This window comes from Vibrio sp. CUB2, from assembly GCF_001557945.1.
Taxonomy (GTDB): Bacteria; Pseudomonadota; Gammaproteobacteria; order Enterobacterales; family Vibrionaceae; genus Vibrio; species Vibrio owensii.
The window spans coordinates 76,253-91,179 of record NZ_LNRB01000016.1 but is presented as its reverse complement, the minus strand read 5'-3'; the positions used below and the strand labels follow the sequence as shown (position 1 = coordinate 91,179).

16 protein-coding genes are annotated in these 14,927 nt (G+C 46.5%); 13 read left to right on the top strand and 3 right to left on the bottom strand.

The window, feature by feature from the left end; genetic code table 11:
• Positions 1 to 9: 9 nt before the first annotated feature.
• The 6 genes from ATB78_RS21710 (at position 10) to pgpA (ending at position 4,644) form a co-directional block, all read left to right on the top strand.
• On the top strand, positions 10 to 663 hold the full coding sequence (locus ATB78_RS21710) for a riboflavin synthase (protein ID WP_061010462.1): 654 nt from the start codon (positions 10 to 12) through the stop codon (positions 661 to 663).
• Positions 664 to 821: 158 nt separating this feature from the next.
• Positions 822 to 1,931, top strand: a complete 1,110-nt coding sequence (ribBA, locus tag ATB78_RS21705) for a bifunctional 3,4-dihydroxy-2-butanone-4-phosphate synthase/GTP cyclohydrolase II (protein WP_005440186.1) — start codon at positions 822 to 824, stop codon at positions 1,929 to 1,931.
• A 169-nt stretch (positions 1,932 to 2,100) separates the two neighbouring features.
• Positions 2,101 to 2,571 carry a 6,7-dimethyl-8-ribityllumazine synthase gene (gene ribE, locus ATB78_RS21700; protein ID WP_005440184.1) on the top strand — a complete coding sequence of 157 codons (471 nt, stop codon included), beginning with the start codon at positions 2,101 to 2,103 and terminating at the stop codon, positions 2,569 to 2,571.
• The gene (gene nusB, locus ATB78_RS21695) at positions 2,571 to 3,038 is read left to right on the top strand and encodes a transcription antitermination factor NusB (RefSeq protein WP_005440182.1); all 468 of its coding nucleotides are present in this window, start codon (positions 2,571 to 2,573) and stop codon (positions 3,036 to 3,038) included. The genes ribE and nusB overlap by 1 nt, the downstream gene beginning before the upstream one ends.
• 78 nt (positions 3,039 to 3,116) lie before the next feature.
• On the top strand, positions 3,117 to 4,082 hold the full coding sequence (thiL, locus tag ATB78_RS21690; RefSeq protein ID WP_009705623.1) for a thiamine-phosphate kinase: 966 nt from the start codon (positions 3,117 to 3,119) through the stop codon (positions 4,080 to 4,082).
• Between the two features lie 58 nt (positions 4,083 to 4,140).
• A complete protein-coding gene (pgpA, locus tag ATB78_RS21685) occupies positions 4,141 to 4,644 on the top strand; it encodes a phosphatidylglycerophosphatase A (RefSeq protein WP_005440178.1) in 504 nt (167 codons plus the stop codon).
• A 91-nt stretch (positions 4,645 to 4,735) separates the two neighbouring features.
• Here pgpA and dxs read toward each other — a convergent pair whose 3' ends face one another.
• Genes dxs through xseB form a run of 3 tightly spaced genes read right to left on the bottom strand, consistent with a single transcriptional unit; the run spans position 4,736 to position 7,769 of the window.
• Positions 4,736 to 6,601, bottom strand: a complete 1,866-nt coding sequence (gene dxs, locus ATB78_RS21680) for a 1-deoxy-D-xylulose-5-phosphate synthase (RefSeq protein WP_061010459.1) — start codon at positions 6,599 to 6,601, stop codon at positions 4,736 to 4,738.
• A gap of 19 nt (positions 6,602 to 6,620) precedes the next feature.
• Positions 6,621 to 7,505 (bottom strand): (2E,6E)-farnesyl diphosphate synthase, encoded by an 885-nt coding sequence (ispA, locus tag ATB78_RS21675; protein WP_005440174.1) that lies wholly within the window; start codon positions 7,503 to 7,505, stop codon positions 6,621 to 6,623.
• Positions 7,506 to 7,526: 21 nt separating this feature from the next.
• The gene (xseB, locus tag ATB78_RS21670) at positions 7,527 to 7,769 is read right to left on the bottom strand and encodes an exodeoxyribonuclease VII small subunit (protein WP_005427560.1); all 243 of its coding nucleotides are present in this window, start codon (positions 7,767 to 7,769) and stop codon (positions 7,527 to 7,529) included.
• Between the two features lie 265 nt (positions 7,770 to 8,034).
• Between xseB and pomA the strand changes: the two genes are divergently transcribed.
• From pomA to rlmM, 7 genes are all read left to right on the top strand, one after another.
• Positions 8,035 to 8,796: a flagellar motor protein PomA gene (pomA, locus tag ATB78_RS21665; protein WP_020196456.1), complete on the top strand. Its 762-nt coding sequence runs from the start codon at positions 8,035 to 8,037 to the stop codon at positions 8,794 to 8,796.
• 15 nt (positions 8,797 to 8,811) lie between these two features.
• Positions 8,812 to 9,756: a flagellar motor protein MotB gene (locus ATB78_RS21660; protein ID WP_020196457.1), complete on the top strand. Its 945-nt coding sequence runs from the start codon at positions 8,812 to 8,814 to the stop codon at positions 9,754 to 9,756.
• Between the two features lie 200 nt (positions 9,757 to 9,956).
• On the top strand, positions 9,957 to 11,405 hold the full coding sequence (thiI, locus tag ATB78_RS21655) for a tRNA uracil 4-sulfurtransferase ThiI (RefSeq protein ID WP_032802606.1): 1,449 nt from the start codon (positions 9,957 to 9,959) through the stop codon (positions 11,403 to 11,405).
• 521 nt (positions 11,406 to 11,926) lie between these two features.
• Positions 11,927 to 12,847, top strand: coding sequence for a transcriptional regulator GcvA (locus ATB78_RS21650; RefSeq protein WP_009705628.1), 921 nt, complete (start codon positions 11,927 to 11,929; stop codon positions 12,845 to 12,847).
• The gene (locus ATB78_RS21645; protein WP_061010457.1) at positions 12,828 to 13,451 is read left to right on the top strand and encodes an alpha/beta family hydrolase; all 624 of its coding nucleotides are present in this window, start codon (positions 12,828 to 12,830) and stop codon (positions 13,449 to 13,451) included. The genes ATB78_RS21650 and ATB78_RS21645 overlap by 20 nt, the downstream gene beginning before the upstream one ends.
• Positions 13,441 to 13,839, top strand: coding sequence for a DUF423 domain-containing protein (locus tag ATB78_RS21640; RefSeq protein ID WP_005440144.1), 399 nt, complete (start codon positions 13,441 to 13,443; stop codon positions 13,837 to 13,839). The genes ATB78_RS21645 and ATB78_RS21640 overlap by 11 nt, the downstream gene beginning before the upstream one ends.
• Complete coding sequence (rlmM, locus tag ATB78_RS21635) at positions 13,836 to 14,927, top strand: 23S rRNA (cytidine(2498)-2'-O)-methyltransferase RlmM (protein WP_020196461.1); 1,092 nt, start codon at positions 13,836 to 13,838, stop codon at positions 14,925 to 14,927. Before ATB78_RS21640 ends, rlmM begins: the two co-directional genes overlap by 4 nt.

The following is a 14,927-nucleotide window of genomic DNA, read 5'->3' as shown; positions in this document are numbered from 1 at the left end:
AGAAGCATTATGTTTACAGGAATTGTAGAAGCAGTTGGCAAACTAACTGCGATTACGCCAAAAGGCGAAGACATCACCGTAACGGTAGAAGTTGGCAAGTTGGATATGGCTGACGTGAAGTTAGGCGACAGTATCGCTACTAATGGTGTCTGCTTGACGGTCGTAGACTTCGGTAGCAACTATTACAGTGCAGACTTATCATTGGAAACGCTGAACAAAACAGGTTTTGCTGCGTACCAAGTTGGCGATAAAGTGAACCTAGAAAAGGCCATGTTGCCGACGACACGTTTTGGTGGTCACATTGTTTCAGGCCATGTTGATGGCGTGGGTGTGATTGTTGAACGTAACCAAGTGGGTCGTGCGATTGAGTTCTGGGTAGAGATGCCTGCCGAAATCACTAAGTATGTGGCAGAGAAAGGCTCTATCACGGTAGACGGCATTAGTCTGACGGTGAATGACTTACGTAAGAATGGTTTTAAACTGACGATTGTTCCTCACACCAGTGAAGAAACGACCATCGATCAGTTCCAAGTTGGCCGTAAAGTGAACCTAGAAGTAGACGTATTAGCTCGCTACATGGAACGCTTGTTACAAGGTCAAAAGGAAGAGAAGCAAGAATCTCGCATCACGATGGAATTCTTGCAGCAAAATGGTTTTGCTTAAGCGAAGCAGACCATAATCACAGAACGTTATCAGGTTAATTGACTTAATAAAGGTTAGGTTCAAACTCGTTGCTAACTAAAGCCAGCATCCACGCCTAACCAAGACGTTAAACACATTGCTGCTGCAATAATAAATTTTTGAATAACGGGAAACAGAATATGCCTATCAGCACGCCACAAGAGATTATTGATGATATTCGCGCGGGCAAAATGGTCATCCTAATGGATGATGAAGATCGTGAGAACGAAGGTGATTTGATCATGGCTGCCGAGCACATTACGCCGGAAGCTATCAACTTTATGGCTACGCATGGTCGTGGTTTGATCTGTCTTACTATGACTAAAGCTCGTTGTGAAAGCCTAGGTCTTCCGCCGATGGTGCAAGACAACAACGCGCAATACACTACGAACTTTACCGTTTCTATTGAAGCGGCTGAAGGTGTAACAACGGGTATTTCTGCTGCTGACCGTGCTCGCACTGTTCAAGCTGCGGTTGCGCCAAACGCGAAAGCGGCTGACCTTGTGCAGCCGGGTCATATCTTCCCTCTTGCTGCTCAAGATGGTGGCGTTCTAACTCGTGCTGGTCATACAGAAGCGGGTTGTGATTTGGCTCGTCTTGCTGGATTTGAGCCGGCATCGGTTATCGTAGAAATTCTAAATGACGATGGCACGATGGCACGCCGCCCAGACCTAGAAGTGTTTGCAGAAAAGCACGATCTTAAGCTAGGCACCATTGCGGATCTTATTGAATACCGCAACAACACAGAAACAACGATTGAACGCGTTGCTGAGTGTGCGCTACCAACGGAATTTGGCGAATTCACGCTTGTGACTTACAAAGACACGATCGACAACCAAGTACACTACGCAATGTGTAAAGGTGATTTAGCATCTGAAGCGCCGTTGGTTCGTGTTCACCTACAAGACGTATTTACGGATGTGCTTCGCAGCGACCGTAATGCAGAACGCAGCTGGACTCTTGAGAAGGCAATGAAGCGCATCGGCGAAGAAGGTGGTGTGTTGGTTGTTCTTGGCAACGAAGAGTCAACAGACCTGCTTATCCATCGCGTGAAAATGTTTGAAGCACAAGATAAAGGCGAAGCGCCAACGTTAGCGAAGAAGCAAGGTACATCTCGTCGTGTTGGTGTTGGTTCGCAAATCCTTGCTGATCTAGGCATCCACGATATGCGTCTGCTTTCTTCTACTAACAAGAAATACCACGCACTTGGCGGATTTGGTCTCAACGTCGTTGAGTACATCTGCGAATAATTACCAAGCGATCCGTTCCTAGTCGTCAGCTCACTTAGCATAGTGGTGGCTAGGAACTCGTGATTCGTCTCCAATTTCCATTAGATATTGCTCACAAATTTGTGATAGAATCCGGCGATTCTCACTTGATGAACAATTTTCACTTATAAATAGAGTTAAAGGAAAGCTTATGAAAGTGATCGAGGGTGGCTTCCCAGCGCCAAATGCAAAAATTGCTATCGTTATTTCTCGCTTCAACAGTTTTATTAACGAAAGCCTACTTTCTGGTGCGATCGATACACTAAAGCGTCACGGACAAGTAAGCGAAGACAACATCACTGTTGTTCGTTGTCCAGGTGCCGTAGAACTACCTCTAGTAGCTCAACGTGTTGCTAAAACTGGTAAGTACGATGCTATCGTATCTCTAGGTACAGTAATCCGTGGCGGTACTCCACACTTTGATTATGTTTGTAGTGAATGTAACAAGGGTCTTGCACAAGTTTCTCTGGAATACAGCCTTCCAGTAGCATTCGGCGTATTGACTGTTGATACTATCGATCAAGCGATTGAACGCGCAGGAACCAAGGCTGGTAATAAAGGTGCAGAGGCTGCACTAAGCGCACTTGAAATGATTAATGTACTATCTGAAATTGATTCCTAATGGGGGCCAGTGTGAAACCAGCCGCACGTCGTAACGCACGTCAATTCGCGCTACAAGCGATCTATTCATGGCAAATTACTAAAGATAATGTTGCCACGATCGAAGAACAGTTTTTGTCTGGCGACAAATACGATGAAGAAGAACTTCACGCATCTGAGCCTGCACTAGCTGCTCCAGAAACAGACGTAGCTTACTTCCGTGAACTACTAAGCGGTGTTGTACTTAGCCACTCTGAGCTAGATAGCAAAATCCGTCCATACGTGTCTCGTCCAATGCAGGATCTAGACATGATGGAACTTGCTCTTCTTCGCCTTGCTATGTACGAGATGACTCGTCGCGAAGATGTTCCTTACAAAGTGGTAATCAACGAAGCGATTGAACTTGCTAAAGTATTCGCGGCAGAAGACAGCCACAAATTTGTAAATGGTGTGCTAGATAAAGCGGCGCCACACGTACGTAAGAAATAACGATTTCTTCATTAAAAAGGTCAGCACATGCTGACCTTTTTTGTATCAAAAACTTTTACATCAAAAAGTCAGTGAACAATGTCTGGTGAATTCAGTTTAATCGATAAGTATTTTGTTGGGCGTCAAAGCCAGCGTAAAGACGTGCACCTCGCTGCGGGTGACGATTGTGCGTTAGTAAAGGCGCCTGCGAATGTGCAGATAGCTATTAGTACCGATACGCTGGTGGCGGGGACTCATTTTCTCGCGGAGGCGAATCCTGCTTGGGTCGCTCACAAAGCGCTTGCCTCTAATATCAGTGATTTAGCGGCAATGGGAGCAACGCCGGCTTGGGTCAGTTTTGCATTGACGATGCCAGAGCCTGACGAAGCATGGTTAGCGCCTTTCTGTGATGCGTTTTTTGACCTTGCTGATTACTTCGGGATTCAGTTAATTGGCGGTGACACGACAAAGGGGCCATTAAGTCTAACCTTGACGGTGCAAGGTTTTGTACCTGAGGGTAAAGCTCTTACTCGCTCAGGTGCAAAAGTCGGAGATTGGGTTTACGTGACGGGTAACCTTGGTGATGCGAAAGCGGGGCTCGATGTTGTGCTCGATAACACATTACGCACTCGAGTTGCTGCGCCTGAGTTAGAGAAGGCACATTATCTCAGTACGCCTCGAGTTTTAGCAGGGCAAGCGTTAGTTGGACTCGCGTCGTCGGCGATTGATATCTCGGATGGTTTGATATCTGATATTAAGCACATTCTTAAGCGCTCCGAGGTTGGAGTCAGTTTGGATGTTTCCCAACTACCAATATCTTCAGAATTGGTTCAGTTTTTAGATGATAAGGTCAGCGCGCAGCAGTATGCTTTATCCAGTGGTGAAGAATACGAACTGTGCTTTACCGTGCCAGAGCAAAACCATGGCTCACTACAAAGTGCTTTGTCGCACACTGGGTGTAAAGTAACGTGCATTGGCCAGATACGACCAAAAGGTACGTTTGAGCTGCATGATAACAATCAACCTCTTGATTGGGATCTCAGTGGCTTTGACCACTTCAAATGATCTGAGCTAGGCTCTAGCCTAAGATTGAAACCAAACTCGCAGTATAGGTTTAAAGGAAATGACCAACCCTCTCTCTCTGATTTCATTAAAGAACCCGTGGCACTTATTAGCGACAGGTTTTGGTAGCGGCTTATCGCCTGTTGTTCCCGGCACCATGGGGACGCTTGCGGCGGTTCCATTGTTCTTGTTACTTGCTCAATTGCCTTTTCCTATTTATGTGGTTGTTGTGCTTATATCTTGTTTGGTTGGCATTAAAATTTGTCAGGTGACATCCGATGATATGGGTGTGCACGACCATGGTTCGATCGTGTGGGATGAATTTGCAGGTTTTTGGATCACCATGAGTTTAGTGCCTGCACTGAATATTCCGCTAACAGAGTGGAAATGGTTACTCACAGGTTTTATCTTGTTCCGCTTCTTTGACATGGTAAAACCGTGGCCAATCGGTTGGTTAGATAAACGTGTTCATGGCGGCTTAGGTATCATGATTGATGATATCGTGGCTGGCATTATGGCGGGCATCGCGCTGTTCTTAGTGGCGAAATACGCAGGTTGGATGTAATACCTATCTTTAAAGCTTTAAAAGCGACAGATAAACAAAAGGGATGCCACGGCATCCCTTTTCTGTATTTACTTCGTTGTAATTCGTTCGCTTACTTGGCTAAGTAATCGTTGATCGACTTCTCGATGCCTTTCGCATCTAAGCCAAGCTCTTCGTGTAGCTCGTCTTGTGTGCCTTGAGGAACGAAGCGATCTGGCAAGCCAAGGTTGAGTACTGGCTTGATGATCTTATCTTTCATCATAAACTCAATCACACCCGCGCCAGCACCACCTGCAATCGCGTTTTCTTCTAGCGTAACCAGAACATCGTGCTCAGCGGTTAGTTGGCGAATCAAGGCTTCATCAAGTGGCTTAACAAAGCGCATGTCTGCTACCGTTGCGTTTAGGTTTTCAGCCGCTTCTAGCGCGTTACCTAAGAAGGTACCGAAGCTAAGAATCGCCACTTTTTCACCTTTACGAACGATACGACCTTTACCGATTTCAAGTGCAGTGAAGTCTTTTTCGATTTCTGTGCCCATACCGCTACCGCGTGGGTAACGAACGGCACTTGGACCTGTGTGCTTATGGCCTGTGTACAGCATCTGGCGACATTCGTTTTCGTCGCTTGGTGCCATGATCACCATGTTTGGGATACAACGCATAAAGCTTAAGTCGAACGCACCTTGGTGAGTTTGACCATCTGCACCAACCAGACCAGCACGGTCGATAGCGAACATCACCGGCAAGTCCATAATCGCAACGTCGTGGATCAGTTGATCATAACCACGCTGTAGGAAGGTTGAGTAGATCGCAACGATTGGGCTATCACCCGCAATCGCCATACCGGTAGCAAGCGTCACAGCGTGTTGCTCTGCAATGGCAACATCGAAGTATTGGCTTGGGTACTCTTTCGAGAAACGCACCATGCCAGAGCCTTCACGCATCGCTGGCGTAATCGCCATCAGCTTAGGATCTTGAGCTGCCATATCACAAAGGAAATCACCAAAGATCTTAGAGAAGGTCGGCTTACCACCGCTGCTCTTAGGTAGGCTGCTGTGTGATGGGTCAAATTTTGGTACGCCGTGGTAGCCAATCGGATCCTTCTCTGCTGGCTCATAACCTTTACCTTTCTTGGTCATGATATGCAGGAATTGAGGACCTTTTAGCTCACGCATGTTTTTCAGCGTTTTGACGAGCTCATTGACATCGTGACCGTCGATTGGGCCGATGTAGTTAAAGCCAAGCTCTTCAAACAGAGTACCTGGAACTACCATGCCTTTTAGATGCTCTTCAGTACGACGCACCAACTCTTTGATTGGTGGAACGCCAGACAGCACTTTCTTACCGCCTTCACGGATAGAAGTGTACAAGCTGCCAGAAAGCACTTTAGCAAGATGGTTGTTCAGCGCGCCGACGTTTTCTGAGATCGACATTTCGTTGTCGTTCAGAATCACCAGCATGTCCGGATGAACGTCACCAGCATGGTTCATGGCTTCAAATGCCATACCTGCTGTGATCGCACCATCACCAATCACACTCACGATTTTACGACCTTCACCTTCTTTTTGCGCACTGATGGCCATGCCAAGACCAGCACTGATAGAAGTAGAGGAGTGACCAACAGAAAGGGTGTCGTATTCGCTCTCTTCACGCCATGGGAATGGGTGAAGGCCGTCTTTCTGACGGATAGTTGGCATCTGATCACGACGGCCAGTGAGAATCTTGTGTGGGTAAGCCTGATGGCCCACGTCCCAGATCAACTGGTCAACCGGGGTGTTGTAAACATAATGCAGAGCTACGGTTAGCTCTACCGTGCCTAAGCCAGACGCTAAATGTCCGCTAGACTGACTCACTGAATTTAGCAGATACGTACGTAGTTCATCGCACAATGTTGGCAATGTTTCTTTCGGAAGAAGACGCAACTCCTCCGGTGTATTTGCTAACGCCAGTGTTGGGTACTTTGAAATATCAAGAGTCATATAAATGCGCGCTTATAGTTTAGTTCTTGCGCTCGATGACATATCGGGCGAACTCTTCGAGTAACTGAGTATTGTATGGGATTGCTTCCAATGCTTGAAGCGCTTCCTGTAGCAGAGTGTGAGCTTTCTCCATTGCTCCCTCTAAACCCAGCAACGATGGATAAGTGCTCTTGTTCAACTCTTGGTCTGAACCTTGAGGCTTACCCAGTGTTTCAGTGTCACTGATGATATCAAGAATATCGTCTTGAACCTGAAACGCCAGACCGATCGCTTTTGAGTAACGTTCTAAGTGTGGCAAAACTTCTAGGCCTTTTTCACCAGCGGCTAAAGCACCTAATTTTACCGCACAGTTAATCAGCGCTCCGGTTTTATTGCGATGAATTTCTTCCAAATCTGCGAGAGAAACACGACGATTTTCTGCACCTAAATCCAACGCTTGTCCAAGACACATGCCACTCGCGCCAGACGCTTGCGCCAGTGCCTGTACCATTTTTATACGCTGGCTTTCAGCGTTCGGATTCAGTTCACCTTCAGCAAGGATAGTAAAGGCAAGAGTTTGGAGTGCGTCGCCGGTGAGAATTGCGGTCGCTTCATCAAATTTGATGTGGCAAGTAGGTTGTCCACGGCGCAGTTCATCGTCATCCATCGCAGGCAGGTCGTCATGGATAAGAGAGTAGGCGTGAATGCACTCAACCGCAGAAGCGGGAGTGTCGAGATCTTCTGGCTTACAACCCAGCATTTGACCTGTGATGTAAACAAGAAATGGACGAACACGTTTTCCGCCTAGCAACAGGCCGTATTTCATCGCTTGAATCAGCGGCTGTTCTTGATGAGGAAGTTGCTCCAGCCACAGGTTTAATTGTTGGTTATTTCTTTGTTGATAAGACGTCAATGTCTCTTGCATCACATTGCTCACTACTGATTATTATTCTGACTCAGGGTTGAAGTCACTCAGTGGTGCTTCATCATCTTCGCTAAGAAGAATGCTTACGCGCTGTTCGGCGTCGCTCAGTTTAGTTTGACCAGCACGAGCCAGTGCAATGCCACGTTCAAATTTACGTAGAGCATCATCTAGGGCAAGATCGCCATTCTCTAGTTGATCAACCAAGCTATCTAGCTCTTCAATGGTCGCTTCGAAGGTCATGTTTTCTGGTTTCTTGACCGCCATCTTTTATCTGCCTTAATCAAGCCTCTAATAGAATGCACGCAAGTTACCTTAGCCTACTAAGTTGGTCAAATTTAACCTTACATAATTGTCACAAAATTAGCGCTCAACGGGTCTGATAAGACAATCTCGATCATTTAGTTCGAGCCTAAACGATCATTTTGTGATGTATTGACCAAGATTTTTCTAAAAAAACTGTTCTAGTTGTCGATACAAGTAATAATTCGCCTGACTAGGCAATATTTGAGTATAGCGAGAGGAGTGCTTTGTGGATTTAGCAACCCTAATAGGTTTGATTGGTGGTTTTGCATTCGTCATTATGGCGATGGTGCTAGGTGGCAGCATCGGCATGTTCATCGACGTCACCTCAATCCTAATCGTCGTTGGTGGTTCAACGTTTGTAGTATTGATGAAGTTCACCATAGGGCAGTTCTTCGGCGCAACCAAAATTGCGGGCAAAGCATTCATGTTTAAAGCGGACGAGCCGGAAGACTTGATCGCGAAGATTGTAGAAATGGCAGACGCAGCACGTAAAGGCGGCTTCCTTGCTTTAGAAGAGATGGAAATCAACAACAGCTTTATGCAAAAAGGCATCGATTTGTTGGTGGATGGCCATGATGCCGATGTAGTGCGTGCCGCGCTACAAAAAGACATCGCACTGACCGACGAGCGTCACACTCAAGGTACTGGTGTATTTCGCGCATTTGGCGATGTAGCGCCTGCGATGGGTATGATTGGTACGTTAGTTGGTCTGGTTGCCATGCTTTCGAATATGGATGACCCAAAAGCGATCGGTCCTGCGATGGCGGTTGCCTTGTTGACCACGCTTTACGGTGCGGTGCTTTCTAACATGCTGTTTTTCCCGATTGCGGACAAATTGTCACTACGACGTGATCAAGAAACATTGAACCGTCGTTTGATCATGGATGGAGTGCTTGCCATTCAAGATGGTCAAAACCCGCGAGTTATCGATAGTTACCTGAAGAACTACCTCAACGAGGGCAAACGTGCTCTTGAGATTGACGACTAATCTGGAGGTCATCTGATGGATGAAGATAATAAATGTGATTGTCCGCCACCCGGCCTCCCCCAATGGATGGGGACATTCGCTGACTTGATGTCATTGCTGATGTGTTTCTTCGTACTGCTGCTTTCGTTTTCGGAAATGGACGTACTGAAGTTCAAACAGATCGCGGGGTCGATGAAGTTTGCTTTCGGTGTTCAGAACCAACTTGAGGTGAAGGACATTCCAAAAGGCACCAGCATCATTGCCCAAGAGTTTAGACCGGGTCGCCCGGAGCCAACGCCAATTGATGTCATCATGCAGCAGACCATGGACATCACTCAGCAGACGTTAGAATTTCACGAGGGAGAATCTGACCGAGCGGGTGGCACCAAGCGCGACCAAGGTAAGCTGACGGGTGGTCAATCACCTGAAACGTCAACGCAAAACAACCAATCGGCGGAATCAGACATGCAACAGCAGCAGTCTGAGCAAACTTCGCAAGAGATGGACACCTTGATGGAAAGCATCAAGAAAGCGTTGGAACGTGAGATTGAACAAGGGGCCATAGAAGTTGAAAACCTTGGGCAGCAGATCGTGATTCGAATGCGTGAGAAAGGCGCTTTCCCAGAGGGTTCTGCGTTCTTACAACCGAAGTTTAGACCGTTAGTGCGTCAAATCGCGGAACTGGTCAAAGATGTCCCGGGTATTGTTCGAGTATCAGGTCATACGGATAACCAACCGCTGGATTCTGAACTGTACCGCTCCAATTGGGATCTGTCATCGCAACGTGCGGTGTCGGTTGCTCAAGAAATGGAGAAGGTTAGGGGATTCTCGCATCAACGCTTACGTGTGCGTGGCATGGCAGATACTGAGCCATTGGCTCCAAACGATTCTGATGCGAACCGAGCGCTAAACCGCCGCGTTGAAATCAGCATCATGCAAGGCGAGCCACTCTACAGTGATGAAGTGCCAGTAATTCAATAACCGAACATTTGTTCTTATACTAAAAGCGAGCGTTGGCTCGCTTTTTTTGTCTTTCCATTTCGCTTGGGTGTATAATCTTGCGCCTTTAAAAGTGAGCTCACAAAGCTGGGTGTGAACAACTCATGATGTTGTTGCGTATGAACACCTAGTGCGGAGTTATCACTCATTGTTGATTGCGAACCTAACCTGCGAACTAGACTATGAAATTTATTGTAAAGCCCCATCCAGAAATTTTTGTAAAAAGTGAATCTGTGCGTAAGCGCTTCACAAAGATTTTAGAGTGCAACATTCGTAACATCGTTAAGAGCCGTACGGAATCTGTCGCGGTATTCAACCGTCGTGATCACATTGAAGTGACCTCTGAGAGTGACGAGTTTCACGCTGAAGTTTTAGAAATCCTGACGCACACGCCAGGTATTCACCACATTCTTGAAGTAAAACAAACCGAATTCAAAGACTTGCACGACATCTTCGAGCAAGTTTTGGAACTTAGCGGTTCATTAATTGAAGGTAAAACGTTCGTTGTGCGCGCTAAGCGTCGCGGTAAGCACGATTTTACTTCTATTGAACTAGAGCGTTACGTAGGTGGTGGTCTTAACCAAGCGGTAGAAAGCGCTCGAGTTAAGCTAAGCAAGCCAGACGTAACGATCAACGTTGAAGTGACTAACGACAAGCTAAACCAAGTGTTGGCGCGTCATAAAGGTCTAGGTGGTTTCCCACTAGGTACACAAGAAGACGTACTAAGCCTGATCTCAGGTGGTTTCGACTCTGGTGTTTCAAGCTACCTGCACATCAAACGTGGTTCAAAAGTACATTACTGTTTCTTTAACCTAGGTGGTCCAGCACACGAGATCGGCGTTAAGCAGGTTTCTCACTACCTATGGAATAAATACGGTTCTTCAGCAAAAGTACGTTTCATCTCGGTTGATTTCGAGCCAGTAGTTGCAGAAATCCTAGAGAAAGTTGATGACGGTCAAATGGGCGTGATTCTGAAGCGTATGTTCATGCGTGCTGCTGGCATGATCGCTCAGAAGATGAAGATCGAAGCATTGGTAACCGGTGAAGCGCTAGGTCAGGTATCAAGCCAGACGCTAACGAACCTACGCCACATCGACAACGTGACAGACACGCTGATTCTTCGTCCGCTAATCAACTGGGACAAAGAAGACATCATCAACCTAGCGCGTGAAATCGGTACAGAAGACTTTGCGAAGACAATGCCAGAATACTGTGGTGTTATCTCTAAAAAGCCAACTGTGAAAGCGGTGAAAGGCAAGCTAGAAGCAGAAGAAGAGAAATTCGACTTCAGCATCCTTGAGCAAGTGGTTCAAGAAGCTCGCATGATGGACATCCGTGACATCGCGAAAGAATCTGAGCAAGCGGCACCAGAAGTTGAGCAAGTACAAGCAGTAGAAGGCGATGCAATCGTGTTGGATATTCGTAGCCCTGAAGAGGAAGACGATAGCCCACTAGAAATCGATGGCGTTGATGTGAAACACATTCCATTCTACAAGCTGGGTACTCAGTTTGGTGATCTAGACCAAGCTAAGACATACCTACTGTACTGTGACCGTGGTGTGATGAGCCGTCTGCAAGCGCTTTACTTGCAAGAACAAGGCTTCAACAACGTGAAGGTTTACCGCCCATAATCGTGTTGTAAAACAGACAGTCACAAAAGCGCAAATTGAGAAATCAGTTTGCGCTTTTTTCGTTCTAGCACACGCAAAATTATTCTTTGTGAAGTGATAAGATTGACCTCAATCGCATCCTTCGGAATTTGTATTGATATAACGATAATTAATCCGAAATGAGAACGCAAAAGTGATGCTGATGCCATTTTCTGAAGGAAGAAGAAGGTGAGATTTTTTAGATAAAAAAACACCGCCTAATAAGGCGGTGCAAGAAATTTGACAGACAGGTCAAAATAAATACAGGAAGTATCTGTTTTGTCACAGGGAGTGTGGACAAAACATATGGTAGAAATCTACCTAACTCGAAATACGAGTTTGCAAACACAACATCGCAACAACGAAGCCAATTGATTCACAAATGGAATCAAGCCGTTCAGGCTCGTGTTGCGGGATGAAATATAGAATTTATCTGGCTGTTCGGCAACGGACATTTTATAATGTTTCAGATAAAAAAAACTAATCCTACTTGAGGTCCCATAATGTCTCGCAGATTGCCTCCGTTGAATTCGCTTCGCGTTTTTGAAGCGGCTGCTCGTCATCTCAGTTTTACCCGTGCTGCTGAAGAGCTATTCGTCACCCAAGCGGCAGTAAGTCACCAAATAAAAGCGTTAGAAGAGTTCTTATCTTTGAAGCTTTTCCGTCGCCGAAATCGCTCTCTCTTGCTCACCGAAGAAGGGCAAAGTTACTTCCTAGACATTAAAGATATCTTCACTTCGATTGCAGAAGCGACCGATAAGGTATTGGAACGTAGTGAAAAAGGTGCATTGACCATCAGTTTGCCACCAAGCTTTGCTATTCAGTGGTTGGTTCCGCGCTTGGCTGATTTTAACGCGCAAGAACCGGACATTGATGTACGTATTAAAGCGGTAGATATGGACGAAGGTTCACTGACTGATGATGTTGATGTGGCTATCTACTATGGTCGCGGTAATTGGCCCGGTTTGCGTGCCGATAAACTCTATCAAGAGTTTTTGATCCCACTTTGTTCACCTTCGTTACTTTTAGGTAACAAACCATTAGAATCTCTAAGTGACCTTAAATTGCATACCTTGTTACATGATACCTCTCGTAAAGATTGGAAGCAGTTTGCTCGTCAGCACAATATTGAAGGTATCAATGTAAATCATGGCCCTATTTTCAGCCACTCGACCATGGTGCTTCAAGCGGCTGCGCACGGACAAGGTGTCGCACTTGGAAACAACGTATTAGCCAAACCTGAAATGGAAGCGGGACGCTTAATTGCGCCATTTGATGAGGTGTTGGTGTCAAAGAATGCCTTCTATGTAGTGTGTCACGAACAGCAAGCGGACATGGGACGTATCGCAACGTTTAGGGATTGGATGTTGGCCACTGCAAGAAAAGAACAAGAGGAAGTATTGGATGAGCCATTGGATAGTTGAGGGACCTGAAAACGGACCGCTATTTGTTTTTGCTCATGGTGCTGGTGCAGGCATGGAACACGATTTCATGTCTGCCGTTGCCAAAGGATTAGTTGAGCAGGGCATACGCGTGGTGCGTTTTAATTTCCCTTACATGGTTAAGCGAGCGGAAGATGGCAAGAAGCGTCCGCCCGATCGTGCGCCAAAGCTTCTGGAAGCTTATGAAGAAGTGATCACTTACTTTACTTCTCAACCTATTGTTATTGGTGGCAAATCGATGGGTGGTCGCATGTCGAGCTTGCTTGCCGATAATGAGCTGGTGGCGGGTATTGCCTGTTTAGGTTTTCCTTTTCACCCTCCGGGCAAACCAGAGAAATACAAAGGCGAGCATCTGGCCAACATTGAAAAGCCAACCTTAATTCTACAAGGTGAGCGCGATACATTCGGCAAGCGCGAAGAATTCGATGGCTTTGCGTTGTCAGAGCAAGTGAAAGTGCGCTTTTTGCCCGATGGTGACCACAGCTTTAAGCCACGCAAGAGTTCGGGTTACACAGAAGCAGGCAACATTGCCTCGACGGTAGAGCAGTTAGCGGCCTTTATTAAAGAGGTGTACCGTGAAAAGTAAGTGGTTACTCTCGTTTACTGGTCTTTCTGGCCTAACATCGGTGGCGTTAGGTGCATTTGCAGCGCACGGTTTGAAAGCGAAGTTATCCCCTTATTTATTAGGCGTGTTTGAAACCGGCGTTTTGTACCAATTCATCCATACTTTAGCTATCGCATTGTGTGCCATCTTACTGCTGTTGAATTTGGGACAAAAAGCACAAAAGTATTTTTTCATCGCCGCGATTTGCTTTATCATCGGCATCTTTTGTTTTAGCGGCAGTCTTTACGCGCTGGCGCTGACGGGCATTAAGTGGTTTGGACCCATTACTCCTATGGGAGGATTCTTGTTCATGATCGGTTGGTGTCTGTTCTTTTTTGCTGCGTTTAATATCAAAGAGGTCTCCAAGTGAAACAACTAATGCTCTATTGCCGTTCTGGCTTTGAGAAAGAGTGTGCTGGTGAAATTCAGGACAAAGCGACACAGTTGGAAGTGTATGGCTTCCCTCGTGTGAAGAAAAACTCAGGTTATGTTGTCTTCGAGTGTTACCAAGATGGAGACGCAGACAAGCTTGCTAAAGGTTTGGACTTTAGCGCCCTGATTTTTGCACGTCAGATGTTTGCTGTGGCGGCTGAGTTTGAAGCGCTACCAAGCGACGACCGCATCAGCCCAATTCTTGCTGAACTGTCAGAAATCGAAGAATTCCCACGTTGTGGCGATCTGCGCATTGAAACCCCAGACACGAACGAAGCAAAAGAGCTATTGAAGTTCTGCCGTAAGTTCACGGTACCAATGCGTCAAGCGATGCGTGGTAAAGGTCTGATGTGGAACAAAGACAACGCGAAGAAGCCTGTGCTGCACATCTGCTTTGTGGCTCCGGGTCATTGTTACGTCGGTTACTCATACCCGGGCAACAACTCGCAGTTCTTTATGGGTATTCCTCGCCTTAAATTCCCAGCAGACGCGCCAAGCCGTTCTACTTTGAAATTAGAAGAAGCATTCCACGTCTTCATTCCTCGTGAAGAGTGGGATGAGCGTTTAGCGCCAGGTATGTGGGGTGTTGACCTAGGTGCATGTCCGGGTGGTTGGACTTACCAACTAGTAAAACGTTCGATGTTTGTTCACTGTGTGGACAACGGCATGATGGCGGATAGCCTGATGGAAACGGGTCAAATCAAGCACCACATGGTGGATGGCTTTAAGTTTGAACCAGACCGTAAGAACGTTACTTGGATTGTGTGTGACATGGTTGAGAAGCCAGCACGCGTTGCGCACCTTATGGGCCAATGGCTGCTAAAAGGTTGGGCGAAAGAAGCGATCTTCAACTTGAAGCTTCCAATGAAAGGTCGTTACGACGAAGTGCTGCAAGATCTTGAAAACCTAAAAATGTTCCTGATTGAGAACAAGGTGAAATTCAAGCTGCAAGCTAAGCACTTGTACCATGATCGCGAAGAGATCACGATTCACATTCAGTGTCTGTCTAACATCTCTCCGCACTAA

Excerpts from the sequence above, each read along its gene's own strand:
- ATB78_RS21710 (WP_061010462.1), top strand. The coding sequence starts at position 10 with ATGTTTACAGGAATTGTAGAAGCAGTTGGCAAACTAACTGCGATTACG.
- ribBA (WP_005440186.1), top strand. The coding sequence starts at position 822 with ATGCCTATCAGCACGCCACAAGAGATTATTGATGATATTCGCGCGGGC.
- ribE (WP_005440184.1), top strand. The coding sequence starts at position 2,101 with ATGAAAGTGATCGAGGGTGGCTTCCCAGCGCCAAATGCAAAAATTGCT.
- nusB (WP_005440182.1), top strand. The coding sequence starts at position 2,571 with ATGGGGGCCAGTGTGAAACCAGCCGCACGTCGTAACGCACGTCAATTC.
- thiL (WP_009705623.1), top strand. The coding sequence starts at position 3,117 with ATGTCTGGTGAATTCAGTTTAATCGATAAGTATTTTGTTGGGCGTCAA.
- pgpA (WP_005440178.1), top strand. The coding sequence starts at position 4,141 with ATGACCAACCCTCTCTCTCTGATTTCATTAAAGAACCCGTGGCACTTA.
- dxs (WP_061010459.1), bottom strand. The coding sequence starts at position 6,601 with ATGACTCTTGATATTTCAAAGTACCCAACACTGGCGTTAGCAAATACA.
- ispA (WP_005440174.1), bottom strand. The coding sequence starts at position 7,505 with ATGCAAGAGACATTGACGTCTTATCAACAAAGAAATAACCAACAATTA.
- xseB (WP_005427560.1), bottom strand. The coding sequence starts at position 7,769 with ATGGCGGTCAAGAAACCAGAAAACATGACCTTCGAAGCGACCATTGAA.
- ATB78_RS21660 (WP_020196457.1), top strand. The coding sequence starts at position 8,812 with ATGGATGAAGATAATAAATGTGATTGTCCGCCACCCGGCCTCCCCCAA.
- thiI (WP_032802606.1), top strand. The coding sequence starts at position 9,957 with ATGAAATTTATTGTAAAGCCCCATCCAGAAATTTTTGTAAAAAGTGAA.
- ATB78_RS21650 (WP_009705628.1), top strand. The coding sequence starts at position 11,927 with ATGTCTCGCAGATTGCCTCCGTTGAATTCGCTTCGCGTTTTTGAAGCG.
- ATB78_RS21645 (WP_061010457.1), top strand. The coding sequence starts at position 12,828 with ATGAGCCATTGGATAGTTGAGGGACCTGAAAACGGACCGCTATTTGTT.